10 protein-coding genes, 6 tRNA genes and 3 rRNA genes are annotated in these 16,286 nt (G+C 35.7%); 1 reads left to right on the top strand and 18 read right to left on the bottom strand.

Features of this window, described 5'->3' with window-relative positions:
* Positions 1-111: 111 nt before the first annotated feature.
* The 6 genes from thrB to MOO46_RS07275 all read right to left on the bottom strand — a co-directional run bounded on the left by thrB (position 112) and on the right by MOO46_RS07275 (position 6,442).
* Positions 112-990 carry a homoserine kinase gene (gene thrB / locus MOO46_RS07300; RefSeq protein WP_249511006.1) on the bottom strand — a complete coding sequence of 293 codons (879 nt, stop codon included), beginning with the start codon at positions 988-990 and terminating at the stop codon, positions 112-114.
* A complete protein-coding gene (locus tag MOO46_RS07295) occupies positions 991-1,434 on the bottom strand; it encodes a SprT family protein (protein ID WP_249511005.1) in 444 nt (147 codons plus the stop codon). It lies immediately after the preceding gene.
* Positions 1,435-1,439: 5 nt separating this feature from the next.
* Entirely contained in the window at positions 1,440-3,599 is a 2,160-nt protein-coding gene (locus MOO46_RS07290) for a Tex family protein (protein ID WP_249511004.1), read from the bottom strand.
* A gap of 105 nt (positions 3,600-3,704) precedes the next feature.
* Positions 3,705-4,121 carry a hypothetical protein gene (locus tag MOO46_RS07285; RefSeq protein ID WP_249511003.1) on the bottom strand — a complete coding sequence of 139 codons (417 nt, stop codon included), beginning with the start codon at positions 4,119-4,121 and terminating at the stop codon, positions 3,705-3,707.
* A gap of 15 nt (positions 4,122-4,136) precedes the next feature.
* The gene (gene nadE, locus MOO46_RS07280) at positions 4,137-4,964 is read right to left on the bottom strand and encodes an ammonia-dependent NAD(+) synthetase (protein WP_249511002.1); all 828 of its coding nucleotides are present in this window, start codon (positions 4,962-4,964) and stop codon (positions 4,137-4,139) included.
* Entirely contained in the window at positions 4,964-6,442 is a 1,479-nt protein-coding gene (locus MOO46_RS07275) for a nicotinate phosphoribosyltransferase (RefSeq protein ID WP_249511001.1), read from the bottom strand. Before MOO46_RS07275 ends, nadE begins: the two co-directional genes overlap by 1 nt.
* A 100-nt stretch (positions 6,443-6,542) precedes the next feature.
* On the opposite strand from MOO46_RS07275, the gene MOO46_RS07270 reads away from it, so the two are divergent.
* The gene (locus tag MOO46_RS07270) at positions 6,543-7,277 is read left to right on the top strand and encodes a WecB/TagA/CpsF family glycosyltransferase (protein ID WP_249511000.1); all 735 of its coding nucleotides are present in this window, start codon (positions 6,543-6,545) and stop codon (positions 7,275-7,277) included.
* On the opposite strand, the gene MOO46_RS07265 is transcribed toward MOO46_RS07270, so the two are convergent.
* The 12 genes from MOO46_RS07265 to MOO46_RS07210 form a co-directional block, all read right to left on the bottom strand.
* The gene (locus MOO46_RS07265; RefSeq protein ID WP_249510999.1) at positions 7,278-7,997 is read right to left on the bottom strand and encodes a GntR family transcriptional regulator; all 720 of its coding nucleotides are present in this window, start codon (positions 7,995-7,997) and stop codon (positions 7,278-7,280) included. It lies immediately after the preceding gene.
* 16 nt (positions 7,998-8,013) lie between these two features.
* The gene (gene proC, locus MOO46_RS07260; RefSeq protein WP_249510998.1) at positions 8,014-8,796 is read right to left on the bottom strand and encodes a pyrroline-5-carboxylate reductase; all 783 of its coding nucleotides are present in this window, start codon (positions 8,794-8,796) and stop codon (positions 8,014-8,016) included.
* A gap of 82 nt (positions 8,797-8,878) precedes the next feature.
* A tRNA-Gln gene (locus MOO46_RS07255) sits at positions 8,879-8,950 on the bottom strand.
* A gap of 6 nt (positions 8,951-8,956) precedes the next feature.
* A tRNA-Tyr gene (locus MOO46_RS07250) sits at positions 8,957-9,039 on the bottom strand.
* A 158-nt stretch (positions 9,040-9,197) separates the two neighbouring features.
* The gene (locus MOO46_RS07245; protein ID WP_249510997.1) at positions 9,198-10,799 is read right to left on the bottom strand and encodes a peptide MFS transporter; all 1,602 of its coding nucleotides are present in this window, start codon (positions 10,797-10,799) and stop codon (positions 9,198-9,200) included.
* A 79-nt stretch (positions 10,800-10,878) separates the two neighbouring features.
* Positions 10,879-10,951, bottom strand: a tRNA-Thr gene (locus MOO46_RS07240).
* Between the two features lie 54 nt (positions 10,952-11,005).
* Positions 11,006-11,078: transfer RNA gene (locus MOO46_RS07235), tRNA-Asn, on the bottom strand.
* A gap of 7 nt (positions 11,079-11,085) precedes the next feature.
* Positions 11,086-11,202: ribosomal RNA gene (gene rrf, locus MOO46_RS07230) — 5S ribosomal RNA — on the bottom strand.
* A gap of 69 nt (positions 11,203-11,271) precedes the next feature.
* Positions 11,272-14,190: ribosomal RNA gene (locus tag MOO46_RS07225) — 23S ribosomal RNA — on the bottom strand.
* 177 nt (positions 14,191-14,367) lie between these two features.
* A tRNA-Ala gene (locus MOO46_RS07220) sits at positions 14,368-14,440 on the bottom strand.
* A gap of 32 nt (positions 14,441-14,472) precedes the next feature.
* Positions 14,473-14,547, bottom strand: a tRNA-Ile gene (locus tag MOO46_RS07215).
* An 86-nt stretch (positions 14,548-14,633) separates the two neighbouring features.
* Positions 14,634-16,206, bottom strand: a 16S ribosomal RNA gene (locus MOO46_RS07210).
* The 16S, 23S and 5S rRNA genes sit together here with 4 tRNA genes alongside, the layout of an rRNA operon.
* Positions 16,207-16,286: the final 80 nt, after the last annotated feature.

Genomic DNA, 16,286 nt, shown 5'->3' with positions numbered 1-16,286 from the left:
ATCCTTAATCTTGCGCGTCTGCCAATTCCGCCATAGCCGCAAAAAACAACTACAACTATTATTATAATAAATTGTAGCCGTTTTTACAAATATCATTATATTATAAATAACTTATTCGCCACGAACTGATGCACCTTCATAATCAATTTTTAATAATCTAAAATTACCGTCCAATTCATGATTATTTAATACATCCCTTAACTTATTTAATTCTGATTCGGTGCCAAAAGTAGCAATTGTTGGACCACAACCACTAATATAAGTTCCACGAATTCCAATTTCATGAGCATATTTTCTAATTATATTTAATTCAGGAACATCTTTTTCACGATAATGTTCGTGAAACTTATCTCTTTCAATCATTTCGGCAGCTTTGCTCCATTCATTACTCATAACTGACGCAACAAAAACATTTGCAAAACTACTAGATTGAATCGCATCATTAAACTTAATTGTTTTAGGTAAAGGTCGCTTCGGTTTAGTAGATTCTTTATTTTTAATAAACATCAAAACATTAATATTTTTAGGCATTGATGCTTTAACAGTAGTACACATATCACCATCAAAAGTAGAAATTGTTAAATCACCTAGGATTGCTGAAGTTACATTTTCAGGATGTCCTTCAATTTTTGAACCAATATTAATTTGCTGATCTAATGATAAATCCATATCACCTAAAGCATTCGCAATCTTAATTCCAGCAACGACAGCTGTGGTGCTAGACCCCATTCCCCTTTCCATAGGAACATCAGACATTACTGTTAATTGATGTGGATGGATCTTTGAATTGATCGATAAAATCGTTTGGACAATTAAATTATTTTCATCATGTGGTATGTCATCACCCAAAGCGTGGTTAACTTGCCATTCATCCATCTCTTCTTCAACAATAACTGTATAGTATAAATGAAACGCAATTCCCAAAGAATTAAATCCCGCACCCAAATTTGACGAAGTTGAAGGCACTCTAACAATTAATTTTTTATCCAATTAAATCATCCCTTGCTTAATTAATTTTCCATGGCATTTACCACAAACGTAACGTCTAGTATCAATTCGACGTTTTCTTAAATAAATTTGACCACATTTTGTACAAATATACTTTATTTGATTAGTTTTATCTGGTGATGGTGCATATTTTAATCCACCAACTGCTTTTAACATATTTTTAAAATCATTTGTATTATGTTTACCAGAATAACCTGCTAAATGCAAATGATAATGACATAGCTCGTGCTTAATAACACCCACTAAGGTTTTATATGAATGCTCACTAAGCATTTTAGGATTAATATCGATATTATGTGAATCCATATGATATCGACCACCAGTAGTCTTCAACCGAGCATTAAAATAAACTTTGTGAAGAAATCGTCTAGCAAAACTAGTTATAGATATTTTCTCCACCAGTAATTGTAATTCTTTATTAGTCATATTAATCAATTCTTTTCTGGATCCATCATTGTTAACTGAATACGATTACGATTAACATCAATGTCTTTAACCCAAACAGTCACTACATCACCAATTGAAACAATAGTATTTGGATCTGAAATAAAACTATCACTCATATTAGAAATATGAATTAGTCCATCTTGTTTTAAACCAATATCAACAAAAGCACCAAAATCAACCACATTTCTAACAGTTCCTTGTAATTTCATATTTACTGATAAATCTTCAATTTTTAAAATATCTTGTTTTAATTTAGGCTTAGGCATATTTTCACGAAAATCACGGCCTGGCTTTTTTAACCCATTAAAAATATCATAAACTGTTTCTTTTCCAAAATGATTAGCACTGATAAATTCATTAATATTAATTTGATTTAATTTATCAAGCATAAAGTCTGAACCCAAGTTATTAATATCAATATTGGTTAATTTGATAATTTTTTCAGCAATTGGATAACTCTCTGGATGAATATCGGTATTATCTAACTTATTATCACCATCAATAATTCTCAAAAAGCCAACTGATTGTTCATAAGTTTTTTTACCTAATCTTGGAACCTTTGATAAAGAGACACGATTATTGAAACGACCATTTTCATTACGATATTTAACTAATTTTTTAGCTACATTTTGATTCATTCCAGAAATATGGGTTAATAATTCTACACTAGCAGTATTAACATTAACACCAACGTTATTCACAGCTGTTTCGACAACTCGATTTAAGCTTTGATCGAGTTGCTTTTCAGGCAAATCATGTTGATATTGACCGACACCCACTGACTTAGGATCAATTTTAATTAATTCAGCTAACGGATCCTGTAATCTTCTGCCAATACTTACCGCCGAACGCTCTTCAACATTAAATTCAGGAAATTCATCACGTGCGTTTTGACTAGCAGAATAAACCGAAGCACCTGCTTCATTAACAATTACGTAATATAAATCCCACGGTATTTTCTTAATTGCATTAATTACAAATTGTTCAGATTCACGACTAGCTGTACCGTTACCAATTGCTATCATTTCAACATGATTTTTTTTAATAAAATCTAGAAATAATTTTAATGCTTGTTCTCGTTGATGATTACTAGCTGGTTTATGCGGATAAATTACTAATTTATCCAGAAATTTACCGTTATTATCGACAACTGCTAACTTACAACCTGTTCGATATGCAGGGTCAAAGCCCATTACTGTCTTACCTTTTAAGGGCGATTGCATTAATAACTTATATAAATTTTTACCAAAAATTTTAATTGCATGCTCATCGGCAGTAGAAGTTATTTGGTTCCTAATTTCACGATTAATTGCAGGACCAATAAATCGATTATAAGCATCTTTAATGCTATTCTCAATAAACTCCACAGCTTTTCCGCGCTTATTATGATTGACTTGATTAAATAAATATCTTAGAATTTTGTCTTTATTAACAACTACTTTAACTGTCAAAATTTTATCGTTTTCACCACGATTAATTGCTAGGACTTGATAACTTTTTAATTTTTTAATGGGAACTTCAAATTCATAATAATTTTTATAAACTTGTTCTTCATCTTTCGAATTTTTCTTGTTCTTGCTATTCAAAGAACCAGTTTGAAAAGTGTATTGACGAACCCATTCTCGATATTCAGCAATATTGCCAAATTTTTCTGCTAAAATTTCATGCACACCATTCAAAACGTCACTTTTATTATTTAAGTCTTCGTTAATAAAATCAGCTGAATGTTGTTCAAAAGAGTTATCATAAGATAAAACCTTTTGAGCTAATGGTTCTAACCCCTGTTCTTTGGCGATATCAGCTTTTGTTTTACGTTTCTTTTTATATGGTAAGTACAAATCCTCTACTTGTTGTAAATTATTTGCAGACCTAATTTTACTAGATAATTCCTTAGTTAAATTATTTTGTTCTTCAATTAATTTAATTACTTCATCTTGACGATTAAACAAATGATTAATTCTAATATTCTCATCTTCAATTAATCGAATTTGCACTTCATCTAAACTGTTAGTTTTTTCTTTTCGATATCGAGCAATAAAAGGAACTGTGTTACCAGCGTCCAGCATTGTTATAACAGCATTTATTTGCTTGATTGAATAATCTTTTAAATTATTAGCAACCGCTTTAATAATTTCTACATTCAAGGTAAGCTTCTCACTCCTCAATATAAGTTCATTTATTAAATATTATAGCATTTATATTTTCATAAAAAAAAGCAGTTGATAATTTTCATTATCAACCACCATTAACTAAGCAGTTATCATAATTTTTTGTGCATATTTAAAAACTTTTTCGATACTAGTTTGTTGTAAATCACCAGCTTGATTGAATGAATCTTTATCAATATCATCATCTTTAATACTATCAACCATATCTTGGCAACCTTTTACATAATTAGCATAAGCTGATTTTAAATTAGAATGCATTCCCAATGTCTTAGCTGGTACATCAGCAGAACTTAACTTATCTAAGTAAGTTTTGTAGGTATTGGTTCCATCTTGAAAAGTTTTCTTTGTTGAAACCAAATCAATACCACTTAAATCTGATTTATCCATAGCTTTTTCTAGTGGTTCGTAATCTTTACTCATCTTTTCACCGGTTTCATTAGTACCTGAAATTAAATCAGATAACATTGAAGCATACATTGCCATTTTATTCTTTTTCATTACTAAATATCCTCTCTATTTCCAAAAATCATCATAAATATTGATGGGTAAATGACGTTTATGGGCTGTTCTATTATACCAATTTTCGATAGTCAAAGCAGCCTTTTCAGAAATTTCTTTACCTTCTAAGTAATCATCAATATCATCGTATCGAACGCCTAAAGCAGCTTCATCAGGTAAAGCTGGACGATCATCTTCTAAATCTGCGGTTGGTGTTTTTTCATACAAATGCTTAGGTGCATCTAAATATTCTAACATTGCCTTACCTTGACGTTTATCTAGACGCCAAAGTGGTGTAATATCGGCTGCTCCATCCCCAAATTTAGTATAAAAACCAGTAACTGCTTCAGCGGCATGATCAGTTCCTAATACAGCGCCAGATGATTGTCCAGCAATTGCATATTGAGCAATCATTCTTTCGCGAGCTTTGATATTTCCCTTATTAAAATCAGAAATTTTAGGACCATCTTCTTCAACTGCATTAACTGCAGCATCAGCCATTTCTTTAATATCAACTCTAACTACTTTATCAGCATTCATGAATTTAATAGCATCCATAGCATCAGATTCATCAGCTTGTTTACCATATGGCAAGCGAACTGCGATAAATTGATAATCTTGGTTGCCAGTTTCTTCTCTGATTTCGCTAATAGCCATCTGAGCAATTTTACCAGATAGCGTGGAATCTTGGCCACCTGAAATACCTAATACTAATGATTTCAAAAAAGAAAATTTCTTTAAATAGTCTTTTAAAAAATCAACACTATTTCTAATTTCTTGTTTAGGATCAATTGATGGCTTTACTTTTAAGTCGTCAATAATTTGTTTTTGCATTGAACGCATTAAAGTTCACCTTTTCCTTTTTCAATTTTGTTTTTAATTGTTTCATGAACATCTTTAATAATTTCCATTTTATTTTGCCAACATTTTAATGATAAATCAACTGGATATTCTTGCGGGTTCAATTCACGTTTATACTCAGGCCATAATGATGACAAAACTTTATTAGAGAATTCTTTAATTGATTTTAACGATGGTTGATTATAAACTAATTCACCATCTTCAAAAATAGTTTTCAATAGCGGTTTAGCATCAAAATCATTCAAGGTTTTATTAATATAAGTAAATTGAGGATGGAACATGTAAATACTTTGTTGTTTTCTAGGATCCTCATCACTAAATGAAATGTAGTCTCCCTCAGACTTACCATCTTTTTTCTCAGTAATTCGCCAAACTTGTTTTTTACCAGGTGTCGATACTTTCTCAGCATTATTAGATAATTTAATTGTATCAATCATCTTACCTTCATCATTTTCAGCAGAAACCATCTTATAAACTGCACCCAAGGCTGGTTGATCAAAACAAGTAATTAGCTTAGTTCCAATTCCCCAGACGTCAATCTTAGCATCTTGCATTTTTAAACTAGTAATCGTTTGTTCATCCAAATCATTAGATGCATAAATTTTTGCATTAGGAAAGCCAGCATCATCTAACATTTCACGAACACGTTTAGACAAATAAGCCATATCACCAGAATCAATTCTAACACCGGCAAAATTAATCTTATCGCCCATTTCTTTAGCAACCCTAATAGCATTAGGAACTCCACTTTTGATTGTGTCAAAAGTATCCACTAAGAACACACATTCATGATGGCTTTCTGCATAAGCTTTAAATGCTAAATAATCATCTTGAAAGAACTCTACTAATGAATGTGCATGCGTTCCACTAATAGGAATGCCAAACTCTTTACCAGCTAAAACATTAGAAGTAGCATCAAATCCACCAATATAGGCTGCTCTCGCTCCCCACAATGATGCAGAAGTTTCTTGGGCACGACGACTACCAAATTCTAGTAAAGGATCTTTATCACAGGCCAAACGAATTCTAGCTGCCTTAGTAGCAATTAAAGTTTGATAATTAACAATATTAAGAATTGCAGTTTCAACTAATTGGCACTCGCAAACATTACCTTCAACTTGTAGGATCGGCTCATTATTAAATACTAAGTCGCCTTCAACTGCCGAACGAATAGTCCCCTGAAATTTAAAATTACTTAAATATTTTAAGAAAGATTCACTATAGTCACCGTCTTTTCTTAAAAATGCAATATCTTCATCTGTGAAATTAATATCTTTTATATAATTAATCACATGTTCTAATCCAGCGAAGATACCAAAACCATTACCAAAAGGCATTTTTCTAAAATAAACTTCAAAGACACTACGACGATTTTGTTTGCCTTGTTGAAAATATGTTTGCATCATATTGATTTCATATGCATCAGTGTGCAAAGTTAAATTATCAAAAATTTCTGCCATGATAGAATAAAATCCTCCTAATCATATCGCTTTTTATTGTCTTTTATTTTATCATTAATTAAAGAAATAATCATAATTAATTAACCTAGAAAGGGAAAAAATGAAAAATAATAAAATTAATATTTTGGGATTTAATTTTTTAAATACCACTTTTAAAAAATTTATGGAAACAATCAAAGCAAGAGTTGATAAAAATCAAAACACTTTTATCGTTACTGCTAATCCTGAAATTGTAACCTATGCATTGGATCATGAACAATATAGTAAAAAAATTAAAAAAGCTGATTACTTAGTAGCTGATGGTGTTGGAATTTTAAAGGGAGCTAAAATTTTAGGAGAAAAAATGCCTGAAAGAATCACTGGATATGATATCTTATTAGATTTATTAGATTGGGGGAATAAAAATAATAAGTCTGCATATTTCATTGGTGCTAAACCAGAAGTAATGAGCGACTTAAAAAAAATAATAAATAAAGATTACCCTAATTTAATAGTAAAAGGTACTCAGGATGGTTATTTTAAAAATGAAGAAGTGGTTGCTAATGACATTCTTAATAAAAAACCAGACATGGTCTTTGTAGCTCTTGGTTTCCCAAAGCAAGAGAATTTCATTGTTAAATACAAAGATAGACTAAGTAGTCTTTGGATTGGCTTAGGCGGTAGTTTTGACGTTTTATCAGGACACACAAATCGGGCTCCTCAATTTTGGATTGATCATAATATTGAATGGCTTTATCGATTAATAAAAGAACCATCACGTTTTAAAAGAATGTTAGCATTACCCAAATTTATCCTATTAGTTAAAAGACAAAATAAAAAGAGTACTTATGAATGATTATTCAAAAGTACTCTTTTTACTATCTAAATAAAATTCAAAACGTTCTCCCACGTATTGAGTTCTTACATACTCAAAAGGTTCTCCATTTTGTAATGCTGTTGTTTGTCGCATTAATAAAATAGCATCACCCTTTTTAATATCTAAATAATCAGAAATTTTTTCAGATGCCAATGTTGCAGAAACTGTCTGATTAGAAACTTTAGGAATTAAACCTAGTTTCTTTTCTAAAGATGCATAAAAAGAATTAGTTACGTCATATTTACTTAGGTTTTGAACAATTTTTTCTGGAACAGTTGCAATTTCAAAACAAATGGGTAAACCATCGCCATAACGAATTCTTTCCATTCTAACAACTTTTTCATTTTGATTAATTTTTAATTTTTCAACTTCACTTAATGAAGGTTCCAAAGAGTGATACGAAATAGTTTTACTAGAAGGCTTCTTACCTTGAGCTAACATTATATCCGTAAAACTAGTGACTCCAGACATTTTTTCTTGAATCTTTTCATTAGTAACAAAAGTTCCTGAACCCATTCTTTGTTCTAAAATGCCTTCATCTACTAAAGTTTGAATAGCTTGACGTAATGTCATTCTACTAACATTAAAATTAACAGAAAGTTCCCTTTCAGAAGGAATTTTTTCCCCTAGTTTCCATACACCATCTTCAACCTTTTTTCTAATTTTGTTATGAATTTGAATATAAATTGGTAAAACCATTAAAATTATAAACCTCCTAGTGGCGACCCTGGGTAGCATCAAAACATTTCATAATTGCATTTTCAAAGCCATTTTCCTTTAATGCTAAAAGTCCTTTTACGGTACTACCACCAGGTGAACAAACATTATCAATTAGGTCTGAAGTGCTAAGAGAACTTTTAGAAATTGTTTCCATAGAACCCTTTACAGCTTGAGTTAACATTACATTAGCATCTTTTTTATTAATGCCATATTTAACAGCTATTTGACTAAAGGCTTCAACAAATAAATAAGCATAAGCTGGTGTACATCCAACTAAAGATCCAGCAATATTAATTTTATCTTCCGATACTTTAATCATTTTACCTAAGAGTTTAAATGTATTTATTGTAGAGCTTAATTGATTATCTTGCAGATTATTATTGTAATTATAAGCGATACTTCCTGAATTCTCTTCAACGTTGACATTAGGAACCATACGCATAATTGGTAAATCATAATTAGTAAGTTCTTCCAGGCGTTGTAAATCATAATCCCAAACAATAGAAATAAGTACTTTATTATCTAACAAATCTCTTACATTTTTTAATACATCAATAACATCATCAGGATTAATTGCTAAAATAATATAATCACTAGAATCAATAACTTCTTCATTAGAGTCCATGGCATTTAAATCATAGTCTTTAGAAAAATTTTTATAATTCTCAGCATGTTTACTATGAACAAAAATATCTCGTGGCTTAACCTGATTAGATTTAATAAATCCTCTAATCATAGCCTTAGCCATCGACCCTACACCAATAAAGCCAATCTTCATAAATAATCAACTCCAAAATTAAATAATAATATTATTATAACATAAAAAAAATGACTAACTTTTACAAGTTAGTCATTAAATATTGGGCTAGCTGGATTCGAACCAGCGCATCACGGGATCAAAACCCGATGCCTTACCGCTTGGCTATAACCCAATAATATGGAGGGGAGTGGATTCGAACCACCGAACCCGAAGGAGCGGATTTACAGTCCGCCGCGTTTAGCCAGACTTCGCTACCCCTCCGAAAGATATCAATTAATCAACAATATATATAATATCATTTATTAACGTATATTGTCAATAAATAATTTTAAAATTTTTAAAATTATTTATGCCTGTTAGTTCATATCAACCAACAAATAATATGATATCTAATTTTAGATAAATAGTCAATATTATTTTTAAATTTTTTTAAATTTTTTTAAAAATAATATGAATATACAGCTCATTGTCATTCCTATACATCCAAGGATAATAAAATACATATGAGGATTTAACATATAATATTTTGATATTTGAGAATTAATAGCTTGAGCACTAGCATAAGGAAGATAAGAAATAGCCATCATTTGTGATCCAAAAGCCTTTGGCATCAATTTATTAGTTAAAGACATTCCTATTGGTGATATTAACATTTCACCGATACCAATAAATCCGATAGACAATAATAGCCACATAGGTTTCATATTGATGCTAGGTATTAGCAAGGTGGGAATTATCATAATAAAACAACCAATCCCTGCAAAGAAAAGTCCAATTGAATATTTTAAAAATGCAGAGCATTTAAATTTAGACCATAGCTTAGCAAATAACGGAGTGTATATTAATATAAATAATGGATTTAAAGATTGGTACCAAGAAGAAGGAATATGAATATCAATACTCTTAAAACAATATATTAATATAGATAAAAAAATAAAAGCTATAGAAAAAAATATAGTAATTTTATTTATATTTTTTCTACTCCTTAATAACAATATAAATATAGACATAATAATAAATAAAATTATTATGAGAATATATTTATTAAGTGAAAAATTATTATCTGAATTTAAATTTGCTATAACTGCAAAAATAGTAGGTCCCTGTTCTTCTATTATCCAAAAAATAGTAGCTGAAATAAAGAAAAATGAGTATATACTTAGATTAGATTTTTCAATATCATTTACTTTTCTGCTAAAAAACATAAAGATAAAATATAAAATAGGAACTATTAATATAAAAATACTAATCATAGTAATAATATTATTGATATTAAAAGATCCTATTTCAAACATTAATATAGTTATTAATGTTATTCCGAAAACACCAATTATTATTCTTATAAATAAGTTTTTTAAATCATTGGGTTCAATTGGATTAATTGGATACATATTTTTAGAATTATAATATTTATATGAATTAGCTTTGTAATTAATAAAACCGATAATCATGGATATTGCACCAACTAAAAATCCTAAGTGAAAATTAATATGAGTTCCTATAAATCCAATTATCATGGGAGCAAGTAGTGCTCCTAAATTTACACCCGATAAATAATATGTAAATCCCGAATCCATCATAGATTCTTTATTTTCGTAAAGGTTACCAACTATTGAAGATATAGTTGTTTTAAGTAAACCAGTTCCAAAAATTAAAAATATTATAGATATAAACAATAGTGGAATTTTGAATAATGGTAAAGATAATAATAATTGACCAATTATTATTAGAATAGCACCTAAAGATACTGTTCTATAATTACCCAAAAGTCTATCACTAACATAACCACCCAATACTGAAAAAAGATATACTAATGATCCAAAAATAGAAAAAATGGAAATCGCATTAGCTAGATTTAAACCAATCCCCCCTTCTTTTAAGGAATAATACATATAGAATAATAACGTCGCTCTAGTACCATAGTATGTGAACCTTTCAAAAGTTTCAGTAGAAATTAATGTTGATAATCCATTAGGTTGATTATTAAAAGTTTCATCCAAAAATTTATATTTTTTTTTCAAGTAATAACCACTCCTAAACATATATTTATTACATATAAGTATATAAAAAAGCCAAAAAGTAAAAACAATTTGGCTTTTATGCCGGCTGCAGGACTTGAACCTGTGACCGCCGGTTTACGATACCGATGCTCTACCAACTGAGCTAAGCCGGCAAAATGGTTTTAATAATATAAAAGTGCTAACCAAGAAGTTAGCACTTTTCAGTACTCCGAATGTCAGACTCGAACTGACGACAACCTGATTAACAGTCAGGTGCTCTACCAACTGAGCTAATTCGGAATAATAAGCGCGGCAACTTCCTACCCTTGCAAGAGGCGATCCTCTAACTACTCTCGGCGTTTAGAAGCTTAACTACTGTGTTCGGCATGGGAACAGGTGTATCCTTCTAGCTATCGCCACCACACTATTTTTCTAAAAGAACTTCGTTCTTTCAAAACTAGATATTATCATTTCTAAATGAGAACAACCTTACTTGGTTAAGTCCTCGACCAATTAGTACTAGTCCGCTCCATACATCGCTGCACTTCCACTTCTAGCCTATCTACCTAATCATCTCTTAGGGGTCTTACTTCCACAAAGGAATGGGAAATTTCATCTTGAGGTGGGTTTCACACTTAGATGCTTTCAGCGTTTATCTCAGCCATACATAGCTACCCAGCTGTGCCCCTGGCGGGACAACTGGTACACCAGCGGTATGTCCATCTCGGTCCTCTCGTACTAGAGATAGCTCCCCTCAAATTTCCTACGCCCGCGACGGATAGGGACCGAACTGTCTCACGACGTTCTGAACCCAGCTCGCGTACCGCTTTAATGGGCGAACAGCCCAACCCTTGGGACCAACTACAGCCCCAGGATGCGATGAGCCGACATCGAGGTGCCAAACCTCCCCGTCGATGTGAACTCTTGGGGGAGATAAGCCTGTTATCCCCAGGGTAGCTTTTATCCGTTGAGCGATGGCCCTTCCATATGGTACCACCGGATCACTAAGCCCGACTTTCGTCCCTGCTCGACCTGTCTGTCTCGCAGTCAAGCTCCCTTGTGCCTTTACACTCTGCGAATGATTTCCAACCATTCTGAGGGAACCTTTGGGCGCCTCCGTTACTATTTGGGAGGCGACCGCCCCAGTCAAACTGCCAATCAGACACTGTCTCCCACCACGATAAGTGGTGCGGGTTAGAGTGTTAGCACAGCGAGGGTAGTATCCCAACAATGCCTCCACCGAAACTAGCGTTCCGGTTTCTACGGCTCCTACCTATCCTGTACAAGCTATGTCAACACCCAATATCAAATTACAGTAAAGCTCCATGGGGTCTTTCCGTCCTGTCGCGGGTAACCTGCTTCTTCACAGGTATCTCAATTTCACCGAGTCTCTCGTTGAGACAGTGCTTAGATCGTTACGCCTTTCGTGCGGGTCGGAACTTACCCGACAAGGAATTTCGCTACCTTAGGACCGTTATAGTTACGGCCGCCGTTTACTGGGGCTTCGTTTCTGAGCTTCGCCGAAGCTAACTCATCCACTTAACCTTCCAGCACCGGGCAGGCGTCAGCCCCTATACTTCATCTTACGATTTTGCAGAAACCTGTGTTTTTGATAAACAGTCGTCTAAGCCTTTTCACTGCGGCTGCACGTAGTGCAGCACCCCTTCTCCCGAAGTTACGGGGTCATTTTGCCGAGTTCCTTAACGAGAGTTCACTCGCTCACCTTAGGATACTCTCCTCGACTACCTGTGTCGGTTTGCGGTACGGGTAGTTAATTACTCACTAGAAACTTTTCTCGGTAGTGTGACATGGCTTACTTCCCTACTTAAATTCGGTCCTCATCACAGCTTGTCAACCCGCTAAAAAGCATTTCACTCTTCAACTGACTTGCTGCTTGAACGCACATCCAATAGTGCGCACAAGTTAGCCTCCTACGTCCTTCCATCGTTCAAACATAATTAACTAGTACAGGAATATCAACCTGTTATCCATCGCCTACGCCTCTAGGCCTCGGCTTAGGTCCCGACTTACCCTGGGAGGACGAGCCTTCCCCAGGAAACCTTAGTCATTCGGTGGATTAGATTCTCACTAATCTTTCGCTACTCATACCGGCATTCTCACTTCTAAGCGCTCCATCAGTCCTTACGGTCTAACTTCGTTGCCCTTAGAACGCTCTCCTATCACATGACTACGTCATGTCCACAATCTCGGTAATATGCTTAGCCCCGGTAAATTTTCGGCGCAGAATCACTCGACTAGTGAGCTATTACGCACTCTTTAAATGGTGGCTGCTTCTGAGCCAACATCCTAGTTGTCTGTGCAACTCCACATCCTTTTCCACTCAGCATATATTTAGGGACCTTAATTGGTGGTCTGGGCTGTTCCCCTTTCGACGGTGGATCTTATCACTCATCGTCTGACTCCCGGACATATAAATCAATGGTATTCGGAGTTTATCTGAATTTAGTAACCCATGACGGGCCCCTCATCCAAACAGTGGCTCTACCTCCATGATTCTAAATCCGAGGCTAGCCCTAAAGCTATTTCGGAGAGAACCAGCTATCTCCAAGTTCGTTTGGAATTTCACCGCTACCCACATTTCATCTCAGCACTTTTCAACGTACACGAGTTCGGCCCTCCGGTGCGTTTTACCGCACTTTCAGCCTGAACATGGGTAGATCACCTGGTTTCGGGTCTATCTCAACATACTCAAACGCCCTATTCAGACTCGCTTTCGCTACGGCTCCGGTCTTATCCACCTTAACCTTGCATGTTAACATAACTCGCCGGTTCATTCTACAAGAGGCACGCTATCACCCATTAACGGGCTCTAACTGTTTGTAAGCACATGGTTTCAGGAACTATTTCACTCCCCTTCCGGGGTGCTTTTCACCTTTCCCTCACGGTACTGGTTCACTATCGGTCACTAGGGAGTATTTAGCTTTGGGAGATGGTCCTCCCGGATTCCAACGACGTTCCACGTGTGTCGCTGTACTCAGGATCCTGAACTGAGGTTAAACAATTTCGTCTACGGGGCTATCACCCTGTATCGCCTAGCTTCCCAGCTAGTTCGACTATTGTCTAACTTGGTAACTCAAATGTTCAGTCCTACAACCCCAAAGAGCAAGCTCTTTGGTTTGAGCTGTTCCCCGTTCGCTCGCCGCTACTTAGGGAATCGAAATTTCTTTCTCTTCCTGTGGGTACTTAGATGTTTCAGTTCCCCACGTCTGCCGCCAAATTAGCTAATTAATTCACTAATTGGTGATAACCGATTAAGGTTATCGAGTTTCCTCATTCGGAAATCTCCGGATCAAAGCTTACGTACAGCTCCCCGAAGCATATCGGTGTTAGTCCCGTCCTTCATCAGCTCCTAGTGCCAAGGCATCCACCATGCGCCCTTCATAACTTAACCTGTTCATCACTTCGTGATGTTTGGTTAATTGAGTATAATACGAATAAAACTTTTTAAAAAACTCAAAATAACGCGGTGTTCTCGGTTAAAATTGTATTTAATACAAATTTTAATGTTAATTTTAGAAATTAATAATATCTAGTTTTCAAAGAACCAAGTTCAACACTTTCGTGTCAATGGAGAATAGCGGAATCGAACCGCTGACCTCCTGCTTGCAAAGCAGGTGCTCTCCCAGCTGAGCTAATTCCCCATATAAGGTTTTGTGGTAATCCACTAGTCCTATGGGCCTAAATGGACTCGAACCATCGACCTCACGCTTATCAGGCGTGCGCTCTCAACCAACTGAGCTATAGGCCCAAAAAGCATAAGCTTCTTTTGAGAGTAAACCTCTCAAAACTGAATAAGATTGATTAACCTAATGTAAGTTTCCGTAATATCCTTAGAAAGGAGGTGATCCAGCCGCAGGTTCTCCTACGGCTACCTTGTTACGACTTCACCCTAATCATCTGTCCCACCTTAGACAACTAGCTCCCGAAGGTTACTCCATCGTCTTTGGGTGTTACAAACTCTCATGGTGTGACGGGCGGTGTGTACAAGGCCCGGGAACGTATTCACCGTGGCATGCTGATCCACGATTACTAGTGATTCCAACTTCATGCAGGCGAGTTGCAGCCTGCAATCCGAACTGAGAATGGCTTTAAGAGATTAGCTTGACCTCGCGGTTTCGCGACTCGTTGTACCATCCATTGTAGCACGTGTGTAGCCCAGGTCATAAGGGGCATGATGATTTGACGTCATCCCCACCTTCCTCCGGTTTATCACCGGCAGTCTCACTAGAGTGCCCAACTTAATGCTGGCAACTAATAATAAGGGTTGCGCTCGTTGCGGGACTTAACCCAACATCTCACGACACGAGCTGACGACAACCATGCACCACCTGTCATTCTGTCCCCGAAGGGAACACCTAATCTCTTAGGTTGGCAGAAGATGTCAAGACCTGGTAAGGTTCTTCGCGTAGCATCGAATTAAACCACATGCTCCACCACTTGTGCGGGCCCCCGTCAATTCCTTTGAGTTTCAACCTTGCGGTCGTACTCCCCAGGCGGAATGCTTAATGCGTTAGCTGCGGCACTGAAGGGCGGAAACCCTCCAACACCTAGCATTCATCGTTTACGGCATGGACTACCAGGGTATCTAATCCTGTTCGCTACCCATGCTTTCGAGCCTCAGTGTCAGTAATAGACCAGACAGCCGCCTTCGCCACTGGTGTTCTTCCATATATCTACGCATTTCACCGCTACACATGGAGTTCCACTGTCCTCTTCTATACTCAAGTTCTTTAGTTTCCGCTGCACTTCCTCAGTTGAGCTGAGGGCTTTCACAACAGACTTAAAAAACCACCTGCGCTCGCTTTACGCCCAATAAATCCGGACAACGCTTGCCACCTACGTATTACCGCGGCTGCTGGCACGTAGTTAGCCGTGGCTTTCTGGTTAAATACCGTCAAAGCGTAAACAGTTACTCTTACACTTGTTCTTCTTTAACAACAGAGTTTTACGAGCCGAAACCCTTCTTCACTCACGCGGCGTTGCTCCATCAGACTTGCGTCCATTGTGGAAGATTCCCTACTGCTGCCTCCCGTAGGAGTCTGGGCCGTGTCTCAGTCCCAATGTGGCCGATTACCCTCTCAGGTCGGCTACGTATCATCGCCTTGGTGGGCTTTTATCTCACCAACTAGCTAATACGCCGCGGGTCCATCCTAAAGTGATAGCAGAGCCATCTTTCAAGTTGGAACCATGTGGTTCCAACTAATTATACGGTATTAGCACTTGTTTCCAAATGTTATCCCCTGCTTTAGGGCAGGTTACCCACGTGTTACTCACCAGTTCGCCACTCGTCCCGAATCCAAAAATCTTTTATGCAAGCATAAAATCAAATTGGGAGGACTCGTTCGACTTGCATGTATTAGGCACGCCGCCAGCGTTCGTCCTGAGCCAGGATCAAACTCTCATCTTATAGATGAAAAGCTTTTCTAGCTCATCAAATTAATTGTTTTTAAAAGCGAATTGACTTCGCTGTGTTTTAATTTCTTATAA

It is taken from the genome of Apilactobacillus apisilvae (assembly GCF_023380225.1).
GTDB lineage: Bacteria > Bacillota > Bacilli > Lactobacillales > Lactobacillaceae > Apilactobacillus > Apilactobacillus apisilvae.
Note: the sequence above shows the minus strand (reverse complement) of the source record. Positions and strands in the feature narration are given on the sequence as shown.

Bases quoted from the DNA above. Each gene is read 5' to 3' on its own strand.
- MOO46_RS07295 (WP_249511005.1), bottom strand. From the start codon at position 1,434: ATGACTAATAAAGAATTACAATTACTGGTGGAGAAAATATCTATAACT.
- MOO46_RS07285 (WP_249511003.1), bottom strand. From the start codon at position 4,121: ATGAAAAAGAATAAAATGGCAATGTATGCTTCAATGTTATCTGATTTA.
- nadE (WP_249511002.1), bottom strand. From the start codon at position 4,964: ATGCGTTCAATGCAAAAACAAATTATTGACGACTTAAAAGTAAAGCCA.
- MOO46_RS07275 (WP_249511001.1), bottom strand. From the start codon at position 6,442: ATGGCAGAAATTTTTGATAATTTAACTTTGCACACTGATGCATATGAA.
- MOO46_RS07270 (WP_249511000.1), top strand. From the start codon at position 6,543: ATGAAAAATAATAAAATTAATATTTTGGGATTTAATTTTTTAAATACC.
- MOO46_RS07265 (WP_249510999.1), bottom strand. From the start codon at position 7,997: ATGGTTTTACCAATTTATATTCAAATTCATAACAAAATTAGAAAAAAG.
- proC (WP_249510998.1), bottom strand. From the start codon at position 8,796: ATGAAGATTGGCTTTATTGGTGTAGGGTCGATGGCTAAGGCTATGATT.